Origin of the sequence: Chitinophaga sp. (assembly GCF_035538455.1) — a bacterium.
In the GTDB taxonomy this organism is placed as follows: domain Bacteria; phylum Bacteroidota; class Bacteroidia; order Chitinophagales; family Chitinophagaceae; genus Chitinophaga.
The window spans coordinates 1-26,023 of record NZ_DATLKJ010000118.1 but is presented as its reverse complement, the minus strand read 5'-3'; the positions used below and the strand labels follow the sequence as shown (position 1 = coordinate 26,023).

Below are 26,023 nucleotides of genomic sequence, written 5' to 3'. Positions count from 1 at the left end.
GAAATGAGTATAAAGGATTTTATTACCAAACTGGAAGACACTCATTTTTCACTGGTCGTAAAGGACGAGAAGCTCATCCTGCAGGCTGACAGGAATAAGCTGACAGATGAACAGATCGCAGCCGTAAAGAATGACACCGCTGTTATTTCTTATATCAGGCAGCACAAGCAGGAACTGATAGATCATCTTTCCAGCAGAACGGAGACAACGAAGATTACAGCTGTATACCGCCTCAGCAGCCTCCAGGAGGGGATGCTGTTTCATGGCCTGTATGATAAAGACGCGGGCGCCTATACAGAGCAATTAACCTGTACGCTCACCGACCTGCATACGGAGGCTTTTGCCCGCAGCTGGAATTACCTGCTGCAGCGCCACACTATTCTGCGCAGCAGCTTCGATTACGAAGGGCTGGACGTACCAGTGCAATGCGTATACAGAAATGTTCCACTGCATATCAATATCGAAGACTTTAGTCATCATACTGCTGCATCCCTGGAAGCAGCTATCGCAGCCTTCGCGGCAGCAGATAAGGCTAAAGGCTTTAACTATAAAGAGCCGCCGCTGATGCGGATCTCGCTGCTGCAGACAGCGCCTTCCACTTACCGGATGATCTGGACTTTCCATCACATTCTGCTGGATGGCTGGTCCACAGCAGTGTTGATGGAAGAGCTGCTGCAAAGCTATGAGCACTTTGCAGCCGGGAAAGTGATGCCCGCCACGGTGCAGGATGCATACGAAGATTATATCCGCTATGTCTATGCGCGGGATAAAGAGGAAGAGGAACAATACTGGATGGGATATATGAACGGGCTAAGCGCAGGCAGCGTATTACCTTTCATTAAGGCAGCAGATGAACATACGAAAGGACTGGGGGAATATCATACCCTTACACTGCCGCTGGATGCAAAAGTCAGCGCGCAGGTACAATCTTTTGCAAAGGAACACGGACTTACCATCAATACCATCATGCAGGGGATATGGGGGTATCTCCTGCATGCTTACACGGGCGCCGCGGATATTGTTTACGGTATAACCGTTGCAGGCAGGCCCGCCGGATTAGCAGACGTAGAAAATAGAGTGGGGCTATATATCAATACACTGCCGCTGCGCCTGAAGATGGAAGGGGATGCGGATATTGCGGCATGGCTCACTGCTATCCAGCAACAACAATTCCGTTCGAGGGAGTATGAACATACGCCATTGCATACGGTTAAGAAATGGGCTGGTATCCAGGAGGAGTTGTTTGATAGCTTACTGGTGTTTGAAAACTATCCGGTTGATAAGGTAATTTCCAGTGATCACTGGAAATTAAAGGTTACAGACATTGTGCTGAAAGAGCAAACCAACTACCCTTTAACCATTATCATTACTTCTTCCGGTAATATCAATATTACTTTCAGCTACAACAGTACATTGCTGGAAGACGCATTTGTGGAGCGGATTGCGGGCCATTTCCGGGAAGTGCTGCTGCAATTTGCAGCCAGTATGGTGAGCAGTCTGAAAAATGTAAACCTGCTTACCCCGCATGAAAGGGAACAGCTGTTGCATGCGTTTGCCGGTGTGCAGACCGATTATCCGAAAGACAGTACGGTAACAGATCTGTATGAAGCGCAGGTGGCATTGGCGCCTGACGCCATCGCTGTTATATGCGGGTCACAAACGCTGACCTATCGCGAACTGCATATGAAGTCTGGTCAGCTGGCGCATTATCTGCAACAGCAGGGCGTTACGCCCGGTACGCTGGTGCCGGTTTGCATGAACCGGTCATTGGAGATGATGACGGCTATCCTCGCGGTATTAAAGGCAGGTGCTGCCTATGTGCCTATAGATCCGGCTTATCCGGTGGAGCGAATCCGGTTTATGCTGACAGACATCAACAGTACTTTGTTGCTGTCTGCTACTGCATTGAAAGAGACGCTGGCAGAAAAGCAGTTGTTCGATGGACCGGTTATTTATGTTGATGAAATTACAGGCCGGTTGCCGGATGTTGCTCATGCTGTTACTGCTACGATAAAACCAGACGATCTGGCGTATGTGATCTATACTTCCGGATCTACCGGCCAGCCTAAAGGAGCGATGGTGACACATCAGAATATCGTGAGTCTTGTAACGGGCACGGATTATGTGTCGCTTACCAATCAGGATGTTATTCTCTCCGCTGGTTCTCTGTCCTTTGATGCCACTACGTTTGAGTACTGGGGCATGCTGCTGAATGGCGGCCGCCTGGTGCTGAGCGTTGAAAATAATTTGCTGGATACTGCCTTACTGAAGCAGGAACTGTATACCAACGGTGTTACTACTATGTTTTTCACTACCAGCTGGTTCAATCAGCTGGTGGACACAGACATCACTGTTTTCGCGAAACTGTCTGCGATATTAACCGGTGGTGAAAAGCTTTCTGAAAAGCATGCCGGCAAATTCCGCGATACCTATCCTCACATCAGCATCCGCAATATTTACGGGCCTACGGAGAATACGACCTTCTCTTTAAGCTACCTGATGACAGGAAATACCATATCTGCTAGTACGCCTATCGGGCGGCCGCTGAACAACAGGAGCGCTTACATCCTCGATCAGGATGGAAGACCGGCGCCTGTGGGAGTTACCGGTGAATTATTTGTAGGCGGTGCAGGTGTAGCCCGCGGCTATCTCAACCGGGAGGAGCTGACGAAAGAGCGTTTCATTGACAATCCATTCCTGCAAGGCGGCCGTCTGTATAAGACCGGTGACCTTGCCCGCTGGACAATTGATGGTGACGTGGAATATATGGGCCGTATCGATGACCAGGTGAAGATCCGCGGGTATCGTATTGAGTTGGGAGAGATAGAAAATACCGTGTTGCAGCATGAGCAGGTGAAACAGTGTGTGGTGCTTGCAAAGCAGGATGCGCAGGGTACGAAACGGCTGATCGGATATGTGGTGTACAACGGCGCATTCAACAGGGATCAGCTGGTGGAATACCTGCAGGAGAAATTACCGGAGTACATGGTGCCGGGTATCTGGGTGGAAGTGGAAAATATTCCGCTGACAGCAAATGGTAAGGCCGACAAGCGGCTGCTGCCGGACCCGGATGTACGCTCACTCTCCGGCAGCGAGTATGTAGCGCCGCGTAATCATACCGAAACATTGCTGGCCGGTATCTGGCAGGATCTGCTGGGTATACAACGGGTAGGGATACACGATAACTTCTTTAGGCTGGGTGGTGATTCTATTATCACTATTCAGCTGGTAAGCCGCATCCGGCGTGAAGGGTTGGAGCTACAAGTAAAGGAGGTATTCCGCTTCCCGACAGTGGCCCAGCTGGCGGCATTGATATGGAACCGGGAAAATTCCGGCAGCGTTCCTGCCGGAGAGCAGGAAGTGTTGGAGGGTACTGCGGGCCTGATCCCTGTGCAGCAGTGGTTTTTTGAAGAAGAATTTGTTGACAATGCTACGATTAACCACTTTAATCAGAGTGTGTTGCTGTCGCTGGATAAACGGGTAGATGAAAATATCTTATCTGCTATCCTGCACCGTTTGCAGGAGCAGCACGACGCTTTACGTTTTGCTTATACAAGGACAAATAATACCTGGCAGCAGGCTTATAGTGCGCATTTCAGCGTGTTGTCGGTAGAAGACTATACAACGGTGCCTGAAGAGTATCTGCCGGCAGTTATCACTTCCGGCTGTAATCACTATCAGACAGCGCTGGATATTACCACCGGGGATGTGATCCGCATGGTGTGGATGAAACTTCCGGCAGATGCCAGTCATAACAGGTTGTTTGTGACCGTGCATCACCTGGCGGTGGATGGCGTTTCATGGAGGATTATCCTGGATGATTTCAGCAACATGCTGGAAGCGGCTGTCAGCGGAAAGGAGATGCCGGTGATGATGAAGACCGCTTCTTTCCGTGCATGGCATGGCCACCTTGCCGCATACAGCGGCAGCCCGCGTTTGTTGTCGCAGGTCCGCTACTGGGAAAAGGCGATGGATGCATCAGCGCCGCTGCCGGTGGATCATGTATGTGAAGAGCTGGTACGGGTTAAGGACAGCCGTGATTATAGGGTGACGCTGCCGGCGGATCTCACTGGTCAGCTGCTGAAAGAAGCGCACCACGCATATAACACTGGTATAAATGATTTGTTGCTGGCGGCATTGGCACGCACGCTTACCGTGTGGACGAAGGAGAATCAGATTGTCATTGGTATGGAAGGGCATGGCCGTGAAAGCCTGGGCGAGGCTGTCAATACGGATCGCAGCGTGGGCTGGTTTACATCCATGTATCCTGTGTTGTTACACGCAGCGGAAGATGATGCTTCGCTCATCATCCACACTAAAGAAAATCTGCGCGAACTGCCGGATAACGGGCTGGGTTTCGGTGTGTTGAAATATATCAACCGGACGCCCTCCTTACAACATAATATGCCCTGGGATATTGTTTTCAACTATCTCGGTCAGCTGGATAATGTTACAGCAGGTAATCATCTCCTGAGCATGGCGTCTGAGCCGGCAGGGGTGGATGTGGGCGCTGCCCATCTGCTGCGCAATCTCATTACAGTAAACAGTATGGTCAAAGACGGCCAGCTGGAAATTACCTGGAGATACAGCAAAAGGCATTACAATGCGTCAACCGTAACAGCTATAGCAGATCAGTATCTCGTTCACCTGGAACAACTGATTGCTCACTGCCTTACCGCTGAACAACGTCATACGCCCGCAGACTTCGGACTGGCAGGTATTGTGAAACCGGAACAGCTGGACCGCTTCCTGTCGTTGCCGCAACACCGTGGCGTCAGTGCTGTATACAGGCTGAACGGGTTACAGGAAGGTATGCTCTTTCATCGTCTTTATGATGAAGGTACGCATGCCTACATGGAGCAGTTCATTTGCGGCCTTGACAATATCGATGAGCGGCTGTTACAGCAAAGCTGGGCGTATTTGCAGAAGAGGCACAGCATCCTCCGTACAGGATTCGATGCAACTACACTTGGTATTCCGGTGCAGTTTGTGGATGATCATGCGGCGTTGCCTTTCACCATACTGGATTACAGGGATAAGGACAACGCGGCTGTGGAAGCCTTCCTGCATGAAGACAGAAACCGTGGCTTCGATTTCAAAACGGCTCCGCTGATGCGTGTGGCATTGCTTCGCCTCACAGCAGATCAGTACCGGATGGTATGGAGTTTCCATCATATTCTGCTGGATGGCTGGTCGTTGCCGGTACTGGTACAGGAGCTGCTGCAGCATTATGAGCTGCTGGCAGGCGGCGGTGATCCGGGAGCTGTGGAGGAAGATCGTTATGAAGATTATATCAGGTATATAGACGCGAAGGATAAGTGGAAGGAAGAAGCTTACTGGCGCGCTTATCTGAATGGGCTGGAAGCTGGTACACAGCTGCCTTTCATCGCATCTGATGCGACAGGCAGAACGAAAGGCGCTGGTACTTACGCAGAACATCATCTGCTTGTTCCGGCAGATTTTACCAACCGCATTAAGGCGTATGCAAAGAACGGCGGCCTGACCGTCAATACGATCATGCAGGGTGTATGGGCTCTGTTACTACAGCATTATACCGGTCGTCATGAAGCCGTGTATGGTGTTACCGTATCGGGTCGTCCGGGTGATTTGCCGGAGGTGGAGCAGCGTGCAGGGCTTTATATCAACACCCTGCCATTGTTCACCAGAACAGCGCCGGGTATGGATGCTGCGCAATGGTTGTCTGAGATACAACAGAGCCAGATTGCCTCACGCGAATATGAGCATACGCCGTTAAGTCTGATCCAGCAATGGAATGGTATTACCGGTGATCTGTTTGACAGCCTCCTGATATTTGAGAACTACCCGATCGATGAGGTGATCACTACCAGGCAGTGGAAGCTGCAATTGTCTGATATTACCATCCGTGAACAGACGAACTATCCGCTGAATATCAGTATTACGGCTACAGACACGATAGATATTAACTTCAACTACAATACAGCCTTACTGCCGGAACTTTATGTTCATCAGCTGGCAGGACATTTCAGACAGGTCTTATCACAGCTTGTTGCCAACGAAAAGATAAAAATTGATGAGATCAGCATCCTGACGAACGAAGAGAGGGATGTGCTGAAGACCTTTAATGGCAGCAGCGTTTCTTATCCTGCGCACAAAAGTATTACGGCGCTCTTTGAAGAGCAGGCAGCCGCTACACCTGATGCTACTGCACTGATATTTGAAGCGCAGCAGCTGAGTTACAGAGAGCTGAATAACCGTGCAAATCAGCTGGCCTTATACATGCAGCAACAGGGAACCGGACAGGATGCGCGTGTAGCACTATGCCTGGAGCGATCTCCTGAGATGATCATCGCCATACTCGCCGTACTTAAACTGGGAGCTGCCTATGTACCGGTAGATCCAGGTTATCCTGCGGAGCGGATTACATTTATACTGGAAGATACCGGCGCTGCGCTGGTTCTTACTACGGCTAAGCATCGCCATAAGTTTACTCAAAAAGTAATAGCGACAGACGATACCGCTATCTATTCAGGTGCTGATGAAATGGTTGGCGTAACCGTTTCTCCGGACAGTCCTGCTTATATCATCTATACTTCCGGTTCTACCGGTACCCCCAAAGGGGTGGTGGCTACACACCGCGGGGTTGTCAACCTGGTTTACTGTCAGAGTCAACAGTTTGCTATAAAGGAAGATGAACGAGTGTTGCTGTTTTCCAACTACTGCTTTGATCCTTCTATTGAACAGATCTTCTTTGCGTTACTCAATGGCGCTGCACTGGTTCTCTTTCCGGAAGGAACACAGCTGGACCCGCTGGCGTTCGAAGCGTTGCTGGATACGCAGCGGATCAGTCACCTCGAGGCAACGCCGGGTTTCCTCAGTACGCTCACGCCCCGTGCCTACAGCGCTTTGAAGAGGGTGCTCTGTGGCGGGGAGATGTGCCCGAAGGAGCTGGCGACGCAGTGGAGCAGGTATGTACAGTTCTATAACGTATACGGGCCTACGGAAACTACGATCACGGCGCTTGCCTGTTTGTATACAGGTAATGCCACTGCCGCATTATCCGTACCGGTAGGCAGGCCGCTGGCGAATGTGCGCGCCTATATCCTTGACGGAGCCGGCAAGCCGGTACCGGTAGGTGTTACAGGAGAGCTGTATATAGGTGGAGCCGGCGTAACAAGCGGTTATCTGAATAACGATAATAAAACTGCCCTGTCATTTATCCCTGATCCTTTTTCCGGCGTAGCAGGAGCCAGCATGTACAGAACCGGCGATCTCGCCCGCTGGCTGCCTGACGGAAACATAGAATACGCCGGCCGTGCGGATGAACAGGTGAAGATCCGTGGCTTCCGGGTAGAACCAGGTGAAATTGAAAATACACTCCGCCAATACGGTCGTATCGACCAATGTGTGGTACTTGCCCATACGGAGGCTTCCGGCAATAAGAGCCTGGTAGCCTACATTGTGGCGCAGGGTACTATTGATAAGCAGGCGGTAACCGCTTATCTGAAAGAGAAGCTGCCGGCCTTTATGGTCCCTGCGGCATTGGTGGAGCTGGACCAGCTGCCGCTTACCTCCAATGGGAAAGTGGATAAGAAAACCTTGCTGGCGCTGGGGTCCGGCGCTACCGCTTCCGGTGAATATGTAGCGCCGCGTACAGAGAAAGAACAGATACTGACGGAGATATGGGCGGAATTACTGGGTATACAACGGGTAGGCATATACGATGATTTCTTCGCATTGGGTGGTCACTCATTGTTGGTCATGCGCTTTATTGCCGCGTTACACGAGCGTTTCCAGGTATCCATGCCGGTGAAGTCCGTGTTTGCAAATCCTACAGTGGCCGCTTTTGCCATGTTGCTGGAGGGCAGTTCACCAACGGCAGAGATACCGGAGATCGGTCGTAAGAGCAGGCCGGCGCGTGTGCCGTTGTCGTACGGACAAGAACGCCTGTGGTTCATTGACAGGCTGGAAGGCAGCGTGCATTATCATCTTCCCAATGTGTTGCAATTGAAAGGCAACATTGATAAGCAGGCGTTGGAAGCCGCGTTCCGTGGTATTGTAAACCGGCATGAAGTGCTGCGCACGGTGATCCGCGAAGAGGATGGGCAGGCGTATCAGCATGTGCTGGAACCGGATGGCTGGCGTTTGTCTTCCATAGGAGAGCACATTAGCCAGGACGAGGCAGTTCGCGGACTGCTGGACGCGCCGTTTGATCTCTCGCAGGATCATATGCTGCGTGCAGCGCTGCTGGAAACGGGCACTGATGAATACCTGTTGATCACTGCCATGCATCACATTGCATCTGATGGCTGGTCTGGCCATGTGCTGGTGCGTGAACTGGTGGAATTATACAATGCACATACGTTGCATCGCGATCCTGCTTTGCAGCCTTTGCCGGTGCAGTATGCAGACTATGCGATATGGCAGCGCGATTATCTGAGCGGCGAGGTGTTATCTGCCCGGCAGCAATACTGGAAAGATCAGCTTACCGGGGTGTCTCCGCTGAATCTTCCCACTGATTATTCCCGTCCGGCCATACAAAGTACTGCTGGTAACATCATTCACTATCATATTCCACCGGCCTTACAAGCATCGCTGCAATCACTGAGCCAGGAGCAGGGCACCACGTTGTACATGACGCTGATGGCTGCATTCCAGGTGTTGCTGTATCGTTACAGTGGTCAGGAGGATATCTGCGTTGGTACGCCGGTAGCGGGCCGCCGTCTGCAGGAGCTGGAGCATATGATCGGCTTCTTTGTGAATACGTTGGCCGTGCGTCAGCAGGTGGATGGAAGCGCTTCCTTTACCGCGTTGTTACAGTCGCTGAAGCAACAGCTGCTGGCTGCCTATGAGCACCAGGACCTTCCTTTCGAAAGGATGGTGGAAGCCGTGTCGCCGGAGCGAGACCGCAGCCGTAATCCGCTGTTCCAGGTGATGTTCATTTTACAGAACCAGGAAACATCCGGTGATATCCGCCTGGGTGATGTGTTGTTGTCGCAGGAGATTATTGCGCACAACGTCTCCAAATTCGATCTCACATTCAGCCTGACATCGCAGGTCGCCGGGTTGGCTATGGAGATAGAATACAGCACTGCTTTATTCCGTGAAGACACGATCCGCCGCATGGCGCAGCACTTTGAAGTGTTGCTGCAATCCATTATATCCGCGCCACAGACAAAGATCGGTTTGTTGCGCATGACTACAGAAGAAGAAGTTACCTCTATTACAAAAGATTTCAATGATACGGCTGTTGCCTATAACCTGGACCAGACCTTTGCGGATCTGTTCAATGAACAGGTATTGCGTACGCCGGAAGCGACGGCAGTTGTTTTTGAAAACGAGATACTGAGCTATCGTGAACTGAATGAACGTTCCCATCAGCTGGCCTGTTACCTGCGCGAACAGGGCGTTCGGGAGGAAGTGCTGGTGCCCCTGTGCCTGGAGCGTTCCTTCGACATGATCATCGGTATACTTGGTATTCTGAAAGCCGGCGGCGCTTATGTGCCGGTTGATCCGCATTATCCGGAGGCCCGTATCCGCTATATGCTGGAAGATACCAATGCACCGCTGGTATTAACGCAGCAACGCCACGCAGCCACATTGAAGGACATTTTCAGCGGCAGCGTATTATCACTGGATGAATTGCAGGAAGAAATAAATGCTGCACCGCGTCACGCATTGGCACCGCCGCGGCCGGGTCATCTGGCTTATGTGATCTATACTTCCGGTTCCACCGGCAAGCCCAAAGGTGTGATGAATGAGCATCGCGGGCTATTGAACCGCCTGCTGTGGACACAGGGTTACTTTGGCCTGGATCATACGGATGCTGTTTTGCAGAAGACCACTTTCTGCTTCGACGTATCGGTATGGGAACTGTTATGGCCTTTGATGACCGGCGCTAAGCTGGTATTTGCCATCCCGGGAGGGGAGAAGGATGCCGCATACATCAGCGATGTAATTGCCGCGCAACAGATCACTACGATACACTTTGTACCGTCTATGTTGCAGGTATTCCTGGAACAGATTTCAACCGGGGAGGGCGCCCGGCTCCGCAGGGTATTGTGCAGTGGAGAAGCCTTACAGGCTGCGCATGTGAACTCTTTCCATGAGAAGCTGGATGGTATCGGGCTGTATAACCTTTACGGACCTACGGAGGCTGCCATTGACGTGAGTTGCTGGCCAGCCGTTAAACAAGACGAAGCAGTTACCGTTGTGCCGATCGGTAAACCAGTTTCCAATACGCAGTTATATATCCTGGACGCTGCCGGAAACGTAGTGCCGCTGGGTGTTACCGGGGAGTTATATATCGGTGGTATACAAGTGGCGCGTGGTTACCTCAACAGAGCAGAACTGACCGCAGAGAAGTTTGTATCCGCACCCTGGAATGCGGCGGAAAGATTATACAGAACAGGCGACCTTGCCTGCTGGCTGCCAGATGGTAACATAGCATACCAGGGCCGTACCGATGATCAGGTGAAGATACGCGGCTACCGCATAGAGTTAGGAGAGATTGAGTATGCTGTTCAGCAGCATGCATCCGTGAGTCAGTGCGTAGTATTGGTGAAAGCCGATAAGCATGGTAATAAACGACTGGTTGGTTATGTGGTGCCCGAAGGTACATTTAACAAAGAAGCATTGCAGGAATGGCTGAAAGACCGCCTGCCGGAATATATGGTACCTGCCTTGTGGGTGCCGCTGGAAGTAATTCCATTGACGGGCAACGGGAAGACAGACCGTAAAGCGCTGCCGGAGCCTTCTGACGCCGGTGCTGCTGAAAATACCTACGTGATGCCCCGGAATGATGCAGAATACGCGCTGGCGGCAATATGGAAGGAGTTGCTGGGGGTACAACGGGTAGGGATATACGATAATTTCTTTGAGCTGGGAGGAAACTCCCTGCTGGCGATGCGGCTGATTGCGGCTATCCGTAAATCTATGCAGCTGGAAGTGGCAGTAGGAAGTATTTTCAAGCATCCGGATATAGCCGGGCTGTCTGCGCTGCTGCATCTGTATGAGCCTACGGCGGTTCCTGCCATCAAAGCATTGCCGCGTCCCGAAAGGATTCCGTTGTCTTTCAGTCAGCAGCGTTTATGGTTCATTGACCAGCTGGAAGGCAGCGTACACTATCATATACCAGCCCTGCTGAAACTATCGGGACCACTGCACCGCGAAGCGCTGGAACTGGCGCTGCGGGAGGTAGTACAGCGCCATGAAGTACTGCGCACGGTAATGGTGGAAGAAGAAGGAAAAGCCTGGCAGCAGGTACGTACAGCAGATGCCTGGCAGCTGGAACAACTGTCTGATCGGGAAGAGATGATGACATGGCTGGACAAACCTTTTATCCTCGCTGAAGATTATATGTTGCGCGCAGGATTGTTACAGGAAGGTAAGGACGAATATTTACTGGCAATTGTGATGCATCATATTGCGTCTGACGGCTGGTCGATGGGCGTGATCGTGAAAGAATTGCCGGAGCTGTATGAAGCCATTACTACCGGCCGTATACCTGCACTGGCAGCGCCTGAGCTGCAATACGCTGACTATGCATTGTGGCAGCGCGATTACCTGAGCGGAACAGTGCTGTCAGCTCAGCTGGAGTACTGGAAAGACCAGCTCACGGGTGTTGCGCCGTTGAACCTGCTCACCGATTATCCCCGTCCTGCTATACAAAGTAATGCCGGTAACAAAGTTACTTATCATATACCTGCGGTATTACAAGCCTCCCTGCAATCGCTGAGCCATGAGCAGGGCGTAACGCTGTATATGACGCTGTTAGCTGCTTTCCAGGTATTACTGTACCGCTACAGCGGTCAGGAAGATATTTGCGTAGGTACGCCGGTAGCGGGCCGCCGTTTGCAGGAGCTGGAAAACATGATCGGCTTCTTTGTGAATACGCTGGCGGTGCGCCAGCAGGTAGATGGAGACAGCGCATTTACTGCCTTGCTGCAATCGCTGAAGCAACAGTTGCTGGCAGCCTATGAGCACCAGGATCTTCCTTTTGAAAAGATGGTGGAAGCCGTATCGCCGGAGCGTGACCGCAGCCGCCATCCGTTGTTCCAGGTGATGTTCATTTTGCAGAACCAGGAAACTTCCGATGCTACCCGCCTGGGTGATGTGTTGTTGTCGCAGGAAACCATCGCGCATAATATCTCCAAATTTGACCTGACCTTCGGCCTTTCAGAACAGGCGGATGGATTGGCTATGGAGATAGAATACAGCACGGCGTTGTTCCACGAAGACACCATCCGCCGCATGGCAGGGCACTATGAAAGACTGTTGCAATCCATCGTATCAGCGCCGGAAACGAAGACCGGTTTGTTGCGCCTGATAACGGAGGAGGAAGTTACTTCCGTTGTAAATGATTTCAATGATACCGTAGTAGCCTGCAACCAGGAACAGACCTTTGTTGATCTCTTCAGGGAACAGGCATTACGCACGCCTGATGCGCCGGCTGTTATTTATGAAAATGAAGTACTGAGCTACCGCGAACTGGATGAACGTTCCGGTCAGCTGGCCCATTACCTGCGCCAGCAGGGCGTTCAGGATGAAGCATATGTGCCGTTGTTCCTGGAACGTTCTCCGGACATGATCATCAGCATACTCGGTATTATGAAAGCCGGTGGTGCTTATGTGCCGATAGATCCGCAATACCCGGAATCGCGTATCCGCTTCATGCTGGAAGATACCGGCGCCGCGCTGGTGATCACACACCGGCGCCTCGGCGCTGTATTGTCCGGCATTTTCAGCGGTACGATCCTTTCGCTGGATGAACAAAAAAATGCTATTGCCGCTGCACCCGTTGAGGTATTGTCTTCAACACCGCATCCTGGTCAGCTGGTTTATCTGATTTATACTTCCGGTTCTACCGGAAAACCCAAAGGCGTAATGGTGGAACATGCGGGCATGCTCAATCACCTTTATGCCAAGGTGAATGACCTGCAGCTGAACAGCAACTCCATCGTTGCTTATACAGCTTCCTATACATTCGATATATCTGTATGGCAGATGTTCTCTGCCTTCCTTTGCGGAGGCGCCACCGTTGTGTATACGGAACACCTGATCTTCAGTCCTGCCCAACTGATGACAGACGTGGATCAGCGTAAGGTAACGATACTTGAACTGGTGCCTTCTTATTTATCATCTGTTTTACAGGAGGAAATACCGGTGGCATTACAATCGCTGCAATACTTGTTGGTAACAGGGGAAGCGGTGAGTCAGCACCTGGTGTCGCAGTGGTTCAGCAAATATCCGGCAATCCCGGTGGTGAATGCCTATGGTCCTACAGAAGCATCAGATGATATTTGTCATCATATCATGCACACTACACCAACCGGTATCACGGTGCCGTTGGGTAAGCCGGTACAGAACCTGCAGTTGTATGTTGTGGATGCCGCGATGCAGGTGAATCCTGTGGGCGTGCCCGGAGAGATATGCGTGTCGGGTATCGGCGTATCGCGCGGTTATCTGAACCGGCCTGATCTTACGGCGGAAAAATTCATTGCCAATCCGTTCCCTTCCGGTGGCCGCTTATATCGCACCGGCGATCTCGGCAGATGGCTGCCAGACGGCACGATGGAGTACCTGGGCCGTATCGACGACCAGGTGAAGATCCGTGGCTTCCGTATAGAGCTGGGTGAGATAGAGCATACCATTCAGCAACATGCATCTGTCAACCAGTGTGTGGTGTTAGTGAAAGCTGATAAGCACGGCAATAAGCGACTGGTAGGTTATGTAGTACCGGAAGGCGTATTTAATAAAGACGAAGTGCAGTTGTGGTTGAAAGACCGCCTGCCTGAATATATGGCGCCTGCCTTGTGGGTGCCGCTGGAAGAAATTCCGTTGACAAACAACGGCAAGATAGACCGCAAAGCCCTGCCTGAACCGGCAGACACCGGCGCAACACAGCATAACTATGTGGCGCCGCGGAATGAGGCAGAACATGCATTGGCCAACATATGGAAAGAGCTTTTAGGTATTCAGCAGGTAGGCATTCATGATAATTTCTTTGAACTCGGCGGCGACTCAATCATCACGATACAGGTGGTAAGCCGTGCAAGGCGTGCGGGCTACGAGTTGAAACCCGTAGATCTGTTCAAACACCAGACAATAGCCGGATTATCCGCACTGCTGGCGGCATCCGGACAACACGCGGATGTGCACACAGAGCAGGGAGTTCTTACCGGCGACAGTAACCTGCTGCCTATCCAGCAGGCCTTTTTTGATAACGTGGCGCCGGATGGCAACGATGCAGCCGGTACACACTACAACCAGAGCGTGTTACTGCGTATCAGCAGGCAGGTGAATACTACAGTAGCGACGGATGCCATACAACACCTGATCAGCCACCACGATGCGCTGCGTTTCACCTATCAGTATGATCAGGGTTGGAAACAGGCTTATGGAGATCATTATGAGCACATAGAAATAGTAGACTTCCGTGCCGTAGCCGCTGAAGACCTGGACAACATGATAGCCAGCTATAGCAACAAGTATCAGCAAAGCCTTTCGCCGCAGCACGGCATTGTGATCCGTGCCGTATTGATGCTGATGCCAGGCTACAAAGAAGATAACCGTTTACTTATCATCATCCATCACCTGGCTGTTGACGGCGTTTCATGGCGTATCCTGCTGGAAGATCTTGAGATGTTGCTGAAAAATAACCAGCAACAGACGCCGGAGGCAATACTGGGTCCTAAAACCAGTTCTTACCGCCAATGGTACAACGCCCTGGCAGTACATGCCCAGCGCAGGGACGTACAGGCACAGCTGCCTTACTGGGAACAGGCTGTGCAACATCATCATCCGTTAAGGACTACGAAGCAGCATACAGCAGCGATAACGGTGTCGGATATACGTAATCTGACCGTGAAACTCGATACTGCCTTGACAGGCCAGCTGCTGTATAATACCGCACAGGCGTATCATACAGAGATCAACGATCTCCTGCTGTGCGCGCTGGCCTTTACGCTGGCTGCGTGGAACGGCGATAAACAGGTATTGATCGGGCTGGAATCTCATGGCCGTGAGCATATCTCGGATCATATGGATGTAACCCGTACCGTAGGCTGGTTCACCGGCTTATTCCCGGTGTTATTATCTGCCGGAGCAGACTTGCCGGAACGCGATATGCTGAAGTCTGTAAAAGAACAACTGCGCCGCATACCCGGTAAGGGGCTTGGCTATGGCATGCTGAAATATATCAACCGCGCCGCTACCTTACAGCAGGCAGCCGGATGGGATGTTATCTTCAACTACCTCGGACAGGCAGGCAATGTTATCAATAAAGACGGATTGCTGGGTGCAGCAGAGGAGCCGGGTGGAGATGCCGTAGGATTGAACTTCCCGGTGAACGAAAAACTGACGGTAGACAGTATCATCCAGGACGGACAACTGGTATTACAGTGGAAATACAGTGCGGTGCATTTTGATCATACCGACATCGAACAGCTGGCGAATGACTATCTGTTGCGCCTCAGAGCATTGATTAAACATTGCTTTGCACAGGAAGTATCTCAATACACACCATCTGATTATGCCCTGGAGCAAGAGATTAGTTATACAGAGCTGGACGCTTTCCTGGATGCCGGTCACAACGGCAGCCCGCGCAGGGAGCAGATCGACAGTCTTTACCGGCTGAGCGGCCTGCAGGAGAGCATGTTGTTCCACGGCTTATATGATAATCAGTCTGCCGCCTATATGGAGCAGGTGAGCTGTGATATTACAGACCTGCGCGAAGATATTTTCCGCGATACCTGGGCTGTTATCCTCCGGCATCATGCCATACTGCGCAGCGCCTTCTATTACGATACCTTCAGCATCCCGGTGCAGTGTGTATATAAAGAGACCGCCATCCCGGTAACCATCAAGGATTTCAGCGGCATGACGAAAGACCGCCAGGAGGCAGCTGTTAAAGCATTTGAGGCCACAGACCGCACTACGGGATTTGACTTCAGAGAACATCCGCTGATGCGGCTCACGCTCATCAGGCTGGATGACCGCAGGTGCCGCCTGGTATGGACCATACATCACCTGTTGATAGACGGCTGGTCAATGCCCGTGATACTGGAAGAGCTGCTGCATACTTACGAATTGCTCGCCACCGGACAAGAGGTACCGCAACAACAGGAAGACCGCTTCGAACCTCACATCCGTTATCTCGAAGCGAGGGACAAAGAACAGGAAGAAGCCTACTGGCGTCAATACCTGAAAGACGTAACAGAAAATACATTGCTGCCGTTTGTGCAGGCCGCCGACGATGCTGCCGGTAACGATGGCATCTTCAGAGAAGAGATAAAACCATTCGGGAAAGCGTTCAGCGATAAGATCATCCGGTATGCACAACAGCAGCGCCTGACCGTAAACACGCTGATACAGGGCATCTGGGCTTATCTCCTGCATTATTATACCGGCAATGAACATATTACCTATGGCGTTACCGTTTCCGGAAGACCGGAAGAGCTGCCGGGTATCGAGCAGGCGGTAGGTATGTACATCAATACGTTGCCATTCCGTTCAGGCATCAACAAACATGCTGCTGTAACAGATTGGTTGCAACAGTTGCAGCTGGAACAGCTGCAAAGCAGGCGGTTCCAATATGCTACACTGGAAGAGATCCAGCTGTGGGCAGGTCTGAGAGGAGAGCTTTTCAATACACTGCTGGTATTTGAGAACTACCCGGTAAATGCGATCATCGCATCCAACAACTGGCAGTTGCAGGTAGAGCAGGTGGTGATCAGCGAGCAGACGAACTTCCCGCTGGAAGTGATCGTTGGAGTAGCAGATGAGATCACGGTGATATTCAAGTACAACGACAGCGTGCTGTCAACATCCGCCGTGAAAGTTATTGCCGGACACTTTGAGCAGCTGTTGTCGCAGATTACTTTACAGAGCCACCTGACCATCGGCGACCTTAACCCGCTCACGGCAGCAGAACAAACCCTGCTGCTGGAAACCTTCAATGCGAAGCAGGTAGCTTATCCGCATGAGAAGAACGTTGTGACGATCTTCGAAGAACAGGTGAAAGCCAGGCCGGATGCGGTGGCGCTGGTATATGAAAGCCGCACCATGACCTACAGGGACGTGGATGAAGCAGCTAACCGCATTGCGCACCTGTTACAACATCATAACGTGCACGCAGATACCTTGGTGGGCATCTGCCTGGAGAAAGGACTGAATATGTTGCTTGGTATCCTTGGCGTATGGAAGGCTGGCGGCGCTTATATACCGTTTGATCCGGCGTATCCTGCTGAACGTATGCGCTACATGCTGAGTGATACCGGCACTAACATTATACTGAGCAGTGACCAGAGCAAGGGTAACATCCCGCAGGATTGGTCCGGGCTGATCATCAACCTGGATGATGCAGCGGCATTGGCTGATTATCCCGCTACGTCACTGTCTTATCAGCCTGCTGCCGGTGATCTTTCTTATGTGATCTATACCTCCGGTTCCACCGGCAAACCTAAAGGCGTGCTGGTAGAACATGCTGGTATGTTGAACCACCTGTATGCGAAGATCAACGACCTGGAGATGAACGAGGCTACCATACTGGCTTACACGGCGTCATATACATTTGATATATCGGTATGGCAGATGTTCAGCGCTTTGCTGTGCGGCGGCCGGACGGTGATCTATGGCGATCATCATATTCTTCATCCATCCGCACTGATAAAACAGGTAGAAGATGACCAGGTGAACATACTGGAACTTGTGCCTTCCTATCTCGCAGCTGTATTACAGGAAAATCCTTCCGTTACGTTGAGCTGTCTCCGTTACCTGCTGGTAACAGGGGGGCGGTGAGTCCTTCGCTGCTTACAGATTGGTTTAGTCATCCGCATTACCAGCGCATCCCGGTGGTAAATGCTTATGGCCCGACGGAAGCATCGGATGATATTACGCATCACTTGATGTATGAGGCGCCGGCAGGCCATATTGTGCCGCTGGGCCGTCCGGTGCAGAACCTGCATATCTATGTGCTGGGCCGCTATGGTCAGTTGTGCGCGCCGGGTATAGCGGGCGAGATCTGTGTATCTGGTATTGGGGTGTCGCGCGGTTATTTGAACCGGCCTGACCTCACTGCCGACCGGTTCGTAAAAGATCCGTTCCGTGTTGGGGAGAAGATGTACCGCACAGGGGACCTGGGCCGCTGGCTGGAAGACGGTACTATTGAGTACCTGGGCCGTATCGATGAACAGGTGAAGATCCGTGGTTATCGTATAGAGTTGGGTGAGATAGAGAACATCCTGCAACAACATGAGGGCGTGCAGCAATGTGCGGTGATCGCTAAATCTGATCAGCAGGGTATCAAATGGCTGGCAGGATTTGTAGTGCCGGCGCAGGGGCAGTTCGACAGGGAAGCAATTGCCCTTTATCTCAGGGAGCAGCTGCCGGAATACATGGTGCCTGCATTGATGGAGCTGGCGGAGATGCCGCTTACCCCCAATGGTAAGATCGATAAGAAATTCCTGTCGGATATAGCAGCCGGAGAAACCGTTACCGTGGCATATGTAGCGCCGCGCAATGAAACAGAAGAAGCACTGGCTGGTATCTGGAGAGAGCTGTTGCGTGTAGAACGGGTAGGGGTACACGATAATTTCTTCGACCTCGGCGGGCACTCCCTGCTGGTGATGCGCATGGCTGCGGCGATATTGGAAACACTGCGCACAGAGCTGACGGTACGTACGCTTTTCGAACATCCTACGCTCGAATCGCTTGCCGCCTTCATCATCACAAAGCAAGCGGCTGAAACAAAAAAACGGAAAAGAATAATACTGGATTAAGCGACCCTAAAAATATTGGTATGATTAACCTGAATGTAATTAATGTTGATGAACTGCTGGAAAAGGCCAGCCGTTCCGGGATCACTGTGTTACTGGAAAACGGTAAGCTGGTGATGGAAGCGGATGAAGACAGGGATATAGATGAAACGATCATAGAAGAGATCAAAGAGTATAAACGTATCATCATTGATCATCTCCGGAATAAAAAAGTTACTGACAGTCTCACCGCCACTATCGCGCCTGTGAAACGTGACGGAGAGGCTATCCCGTTATCATTCAGCCAGGAGCGTCTTTGGTTCATTGACAAGCTGGAGGGAAGCGTACATTATCATATTCCTACCGTCCTGAAATTCCGGGGCGTACTTGACAGCACAGCGCTGGAACAGGCATTCCGCGAAGTGGTGAACCGTCATGAAGTGTTGCGCACCGTGATGCGGGAAGAGGATGGACAAGCCTGGCAGCACTTCCTGGAAAAAGACAGTTGGCATTTGTCGGCCATCGATGAAAGCGCCGGCAGGGAAGAGGCCATCCATACATTACTGCATGCGCCGTTTGATCTCTCGCAGGATCATATGCTGCGTGCCGCATTGCTGAACGATGGTCCTTCAGCATACCTGCTGGTGATGGTGATGCACCACATTGCATCCGACGGTTGGTCGGGTAATGTGCTGGTGCGCGAACTGGTGGAATTATACAGCGCTTATGCCACACAACGTCTGCCTGATTTGCAGCCATTGCCTGTACAGTATGCGGACTATGCGGTGTGGCAACGCTCCTACATGTCGGGAGAGGTATTGCATAAGCTGGAGCGTTACTGGGAGCAGCAACTTGCAGGTGTGGAGCCGCTGAACCTGCCGCTGGATTATCCGCGGCCTGCCGTGCAAAGCACCCGGGGCGCCATGCATCATATGGTTATAGACGCTGGTTTGACAGCGGATCTGCACCGGTTCAGCCAGGAACAGAACGCGACTTTGTTCATGACCCTTTTATCTGTGTATAAGGTGTTGTTGTATCGCTACAGCGGTCAGGAAGTGATCTGCGTGGGGACGCCGATAGCTGGCCGCCGCCGCCGCGAGACGGAAGACCTGATCGGCTTCTTCGCCAATACTCTTGCGCTGCGTAGTGACCTGAGCAACGACCAGCCATTTACTGCATTGCTGCAACAGGTGAAAGATACTTTGCTGGGAGGCTATGACCACCAGGATATTCCTTTTGAAAAAGTAGTGGACGTAGCGGCCAGGGACCGCGACCGCAGCCGTCATCCGCTGTTCCAGGTGATGTTCGTATTGCAGAATATTCCTGAAATGACAGCGGCAACGCTGGGTGATACCACTATCTCGATGGTGGCGCCGGAAAATAAAACGGCAAAGTTTGAACTGACCTTCACTATTACTGAAGAGAAGAAACGGTTGCAGCTGGATATAGAATACTGTACAGACCTGTTCAATGCAGCTACTATTGCCCGCATGGCAGCACACTATGAGCAGCTGCTGAAATCTGTGGTGGCAGCACCTTCACAGCTGACCGGCAGCCTGCCGATGATCACGCCTGCGGAAGAAAAACAGCTGTTGCAGGACTTCCCCGGCGTCAGGGTCAATTATCCGCAGCATACCACCATCCTCGACCTCATTGAAAAACAGGTGGCGGAGCGTCCGGATGCAATTGCCGTGACCTATGAAAATGAAAGCCTCACCTACGGTGAGCTTGACAGGAAAGCTACGCAGCTGGGACACTACCTGCGTTCGCATGGCGTGCAGGAAGAAACGCTTGTACCACTTTGCATCGACCGCGGAACGGACATGATTGTAGGGATACTCGGCATCATGAAAGCCGGTGGCGCCTATGTGCCAATGGACCCGGCCTATCCGGAAGACCGTATCCGCTACATGCTGGAAGATACAAAGGCAACAGTGGTGGTGAGCAACAGCCGCTGCAGCGCTGTATGCAACTATTCAGCTGCCAGGATGATTGAGCTGGATACCGATCAGGAGATCATCCGCCAGCAACCTGTTATCAATCCCGATATACAACGTTCGCCGCAACATGTGGCTTACGTAATCTATACCTCCGGATCTACAGGACGCCCTAAAGGCGTGCTGATAGAGCATTACAACGTAGTGCGTCTGTTTGAGACAGACATTATGTTGTATGATTTTAACGAATCAGATGTATGGACGATGTTCCATTCCTTCTGCTTCGATTTCTCTGTATGGGAGATGTATGGCGCATTATTCTATGGCGGCCGCCTGGTGGTAGTGCCGAAACAGGTAACAATCGACAGTTCCCTGTTCGGGCAGTTACTGCTGGAAGAGCAGGTAACTGTACTGAATCAGACGCCTTCCTCTTTTTATGTGTTGCAGGATTATATGGTGAGCCATGCAGACGCTGTACCGGTACGATATGTAATATTCGGCGGCGAGGCGCTGAATCCTGTAAGGATCAAAGCCTGGAAGCAACATTATCCTGCGTGCCGCCTCATTAATATGTACGGTATCACAGAAACCACGGTGCACGTGACTTTCCAGGAGATGCTGCCTGTACATCTTGAACATCCGGCGAGTGTGATAGGACATACAATCCCTACACTATACGCCTATATATTGAACAATAACAGAACGCCTGTGCCGGTGGGAGTGTCAGGAGAGCTGTATATCAGCGGGGCCGGGCTCGCAAGGGGCTACCTCAATTTACCGGCGCTCACGGCAGAAAGATTTATTCCCAGTCCGTTTATCGCAGGTGAACGGTTATATAAGACCGGCGACCTCGCCAGGTGGCTGCCAGACGGCAACCTGGAATACCTTGGCCGTATCGATGACCAGGTGAAGATCCGCGGCTTCCGTATTGAGCTGGGTGAGATTGAGAGCGTATTACAGAAAAGTAACCTGGTGCAGAGCTGTGTGATTATCGCCAAAACGGATAAAACGGGCAACAAGCAGCTGGTGGGTTATGTAGTACCCAAAGCGGAGTTTAATAAAGAGGCGTTGCAATCCTGGCTGAGAGAGCATCTGCCGGAATACATGGTACCGGCAGCGTGGGTGCCGCTGGAAAAGATCCCGCTGACAGTTAACGGTAAAGTAGACCGCAAAGCCTTACCCGATCCGGAAGACGTAATCGTTAACACCACTGCATATGTAGCGCCGCGCAATGAAACAGAACAGCAACTGGCCGCCATCTGGGAAGAACTGCTGGGCATACAACAGGCAGGCATATACGATAATTTCTTTGAACGCGGCGGAGACTCCATCCGCGTGATAAAAGTAGTGAGCCGGGTTAAACAGGCTTTCGGAAGAAACCTGAAAGTATTTGACGTGTACCAATCCGCTACTATCGCTGATCTGGCTGCCCTGCTTGAAAAAGCGGCGGTATCCGGCAATACGGAAGATAACCTGCACGCTGCCATCGGCGCAGAAATCGCCGGTATCAGGGAAGAGGTAATGCCGCAGCTGGAAAATGCAGCGCTCATCGAAGATGTATACCCGATGAGCGACATCGAACAGGGAATGGTATATTCTTCTGTACTGAATCCGGATGAAGCATTGTACCATGGTCAGTTTGTATATAACATTCCCGCTGCATTCAGCGCAGAGATTGTCCGCGAAGCCTTCGCCGCCATCGTTTCCAGGCACAGTATACTGAGAACAGCTTTCAGGCTGAATACCGCCGGGCACGATCTCCAGGTAGTATACAGGTCTGTTGATGTGAAGGTGGGCAGTTTTGATCTGACCATGATGACCAGCAGTGAAGTGGAAGAAACGATCGGCGCATTCCTCGAACAGGAGCGCAGCAAGCCTTTCGTTTTTCATGAAGCACCGTTGTGGAGAGCGACGGTCTTCGAGTTAAAACAGCATAATATCTACGTCTTCCAGTTTCATCATGCTATACTCGACGGTTGGAGCGTGGCATCACTCAATACGGAACTGTATCAGCTGTGTACTGAAATACATGCAGGAAGGCCGCTTCCTGTAGTGCCGCCGCTTAAAAGTTCCTACCGCGATTACATTATTGAAAGCATCGCTACGAAGCGGAACACTGCCACGCATGCTTTCTGGAAGCAGGAGCTGGCTGCATACAAACGCCTGGATATATTTACAGAAGAGACTTGTCAGGAGCGCTTCAGCCGCCGTTATGCAGATACTTTCCTGTATAAGCTGAGAGAGAAAGCAGGCAGGGAAAATATCTCCCTCAAAGCAATTTTCTTCGGCGCTTACCTGTATTCATTAAGTGCACTGACTTATGAGAACGATGTTACCATCGGGCTGGTAACCAACAGCCGGCCCTTATCTGAAGATGGCGACCGGCTGATCGGATGTTTCCTCAATACGGTTCCCTTCAGGTTTACAATGGTCAACAGTTCTACCTGGCAATCGTATTTTGAAGAGATAGAAAGAAAATTATTGCGGCTGAAAGAAGTGGATCGTACCAGTTTGCTGACCATCGCTGAAATTACTAGAGAACAGGGGAACGCAGGTAATCCATTCTTCGATGCGTTGTTCAACTTCGTAAACTTCCACGTCTATGGCAAGCTGGGTGAAAGCGGCGCCGGTGAAAATGAGGAAGACAATATTGCACTCAGTGGCCATGAGTTGACCAACACGTTCCTGGATTGTACGGTGAACCTCACTGGCGGTGTATTTGCCGTGAGCTATAGTCTCAGGAAAAAACTAAGATCGGAAAAAACGCTGGAGCAGCTTGAAGAATATTTCAGCAATGCGCTGCTGTTCTACCTGGAACAGCCGGACAGGAAAATCAGTGATTGCCCTGTGTTACCGGCAGCAGAACATTATCCGCTGCTGCGCACCTTCGCCGGCGAATCCGTGCATTATCCGGAAGATAAGACAGTGCTTGACCTGTTTGAAGAAAAGGCAGTCCTGGCGCCTGAGGCTACAGCGCTTGTATGTGACAACGAGCGATGGAGTTATAAAACATTGGATGAACAGTCGAACCGGCTGGCGCATTATCTCAAAGCATCCGGTACTGTACCGGAGGACCTGATCGTAGTGTGTATCGGCAGACGCCCGGAAATGCTGGTGGCGATGCTGGGCATCCTCAAGGCGGGAGCAGCCTACGTACCGGTTGATCCAGGCTATCCGCAGGATCGTATCCAGTATATTCTCAACGATTGTAAGTGTAGGCAGGTTATTGCACTGACTTCCACGGCTGACTTCTTTGCAGAAAATGATATGAATGTCATCTGCCTGGATGCACCGTCAGATGTGCTGTTGCAGCATCCGGTGCATGCGGTGAATGATCGTCCGGCCGTTACGCAACTCGCTTACATTATCTATACATCCGGCTCCACCGGCCGCCCCAAAGGCGTGATGATAGAGCACCGGAACCTGGTGAACCTTGTGCACTGGCATATCGACAGCCATGAAGTGTTGCCGGAAAGCCGCGCTACCGCAATGGCCAGCGTAGGCTTCGACGCCTTCGGCTGGGAAGTGTGGCCCTACCTTTGCGCAGGCAGTAGTCTCTGGCTGCTCGATGATCAGATAAAAACAGCACCGCAACGCCTTGCAGCGTTTTATGCCAACGAGCAAATCACCCATAGCTTTATCGCTACCGGCCTGGTAGAGGATGTGCTGGATGCTTTGCGTCACCGCACAACAGACCTGCAATATCTGCTCACAGGCGGAGACAGGTTGCAGCGTGTGGATACAACCGGATTGTCTTTTGTACTGAGTAACAACTACGGGCCTACGGAGAATACCGTTGTAACCACCTCTTATTTCCTTGGTGAAGAAGCGGACGAAACGCTGCCACCGATAGGCCGCGCTGTTTCCAATACCAATACGTATGTCCTCAACGCCAACCTGGATCTGGCGCCTGTGGGCGTGCCCGGAGAGCTTTGTGTGGGTGGGGCGCAGCTGGCAAGAGGGTACCTGAATTTACCGGAGCTGACCGCAGAAAAATTTGTACCCCATCCTTTCATCAAGGGAGCACGCCTGTACCGCACCGGTGACCTGGTGCGCCGCCGCGGTGATGGCAACATTGAATTTATAGACCGGCTTGACGATCAGGTGAAGATCCGCGGCTATCGTATTGAGTTGGGAGAGATTGAAAACATCCTGAAACAGGCGCCGGGCATCCGTCAGTGTGCGGTAACAGCAAGGCACGATAACCGTGGTATTAAATACCTGGCAGGTTATGTAGTGACGGAGCATGACTTCGATAAAGCCGCTACAGAAGCCTGGCTGAAGCAACAGCTGCCTGCCTACATGATACCTGCCGCCTGGGTAGTGCTGGAAGAATTGCCGCTGACCGTGAATGGTAAGGTAGACAGAAAAGCTTTACCAGATGCAGATCCTGCCGCATTGAAGACGACGGCATATACTGCGCCGCGTAATGAAACCGAAGCAACGCTTGCCGCTATCTGGCAGCAATTATTGAGAATAGAACGGATAGGGATATACGATAATTTCTTTGAGCTGGGCGGACATTCATTACTCGCCCTCAGGCTGCTGGCTGCAATCAGGAAAGAGTTAACCGCCGAGCTGGAAATGAAAGCCCTGTTCAGGTATCCCACTATCGCCGCTTTATCGGAGAGCGGTGAGCTGAAGGGCGGCCATGTTTTACTGCCAGCTATTACAGCAGGGACCAGACCATTGCAGCTCCCGTTGTCTTTCAGCCAGGAGCGCCTGTGGTTCATTGACCGCCTGGAAGGTACGCTGCATTATCATATACCACTGGTATTGCGGATGAAAGGTCCGCTGAATGAAACAGCGTTACATCATGCGTTGCAGACAATAGTGGAGCGGCATGAAGTGCTGCGCACGGTATACCGCCAGGAAGAGGAAACCGTTTGCCAGGTGATACGTGATGCCGCACAATGGACATTTACGGCGTTGGATACTGCCACTGATCTGAAGACCGCCGTTGCTTCCTTTATTGCAACACCTTTTGATCTCTCAGCTGACTACATGCTGAGGGCGGCGGTCAGCACAGTTTCCACAGAAGAACATCTGCTGGTGATTTGTCTGCATCACATCGCTGCTGATGGCTGGTCGGCAGAAGTGATTGTCCGGGAGTTTACTTCGCTCTATAGCGCTTACCTCCACAATACGCCCGTGGCGCTGCCACCGCTGCCTGTGCAATATGCCGACTTTGCTATATGGCAAAGAAACTATGTAAACGATGGTGTATTACAGCAGCAACAGTCTTACTGGATGAAACAACTGGCAGGCGTGGAAACACTGAACCTGCCGGCAGATTATGCCAGACCTGCTATCCAGAGCATCAGGGGGGCCATGTTCCACACTACCATTGAT

General features: G+C 51.6%; 3 protein-coding genes. All 3 read left to right on the top strand.

Going from position 1 to position 26,023, the window contains the following annotated elements; genetic code table 11:
- The first annotated feature begins 3 nt into the window (after positions 1-3).
- Positions 4-17,778, top strand: a complete 17,775-nt coding sequence (locus VM802_RS14375) for a non-ribosomal peptide synthase/polyketide synthase (protein WP_325531621.1) — start codon at positions 4-6, stop codon at positions 17,776-17,778.
- Positions 17,775-18,758 carry a non-ribosomal peptide synthetase gene (locus VM802_RS14370; protein WP_325531619.1) on the top strand — a complete coding sequence of 328 codons (984 nt, stop codon included), beginning with the start codon at positions 17,775-17,777 and terminating at the stop codon, positions 18,756-18,758. The genes VM802_RS14375 and VM802_RS14370 overlap by 4 nt, the downstream gene beginning before the upstream one ends.
- Positions 18,759-18,778: 20 nt before the next feature.
- The coding region (locus tag VM802_RS14365; protein WP_325531617.1) for a non-ribosomal peptide synthetase at positions 18,779-26,023 on the top strand (7,245 nt) is incomplete at its 3' end.

Coding starts and splice junctions, on each gene's coding strand:
- VM802_RS14375 (WP_325531621.1), top strand. CDS start 4: ATGAGTATAAAGGATTTTATTACCAAACTGGAAGACACTCATTTTTCA.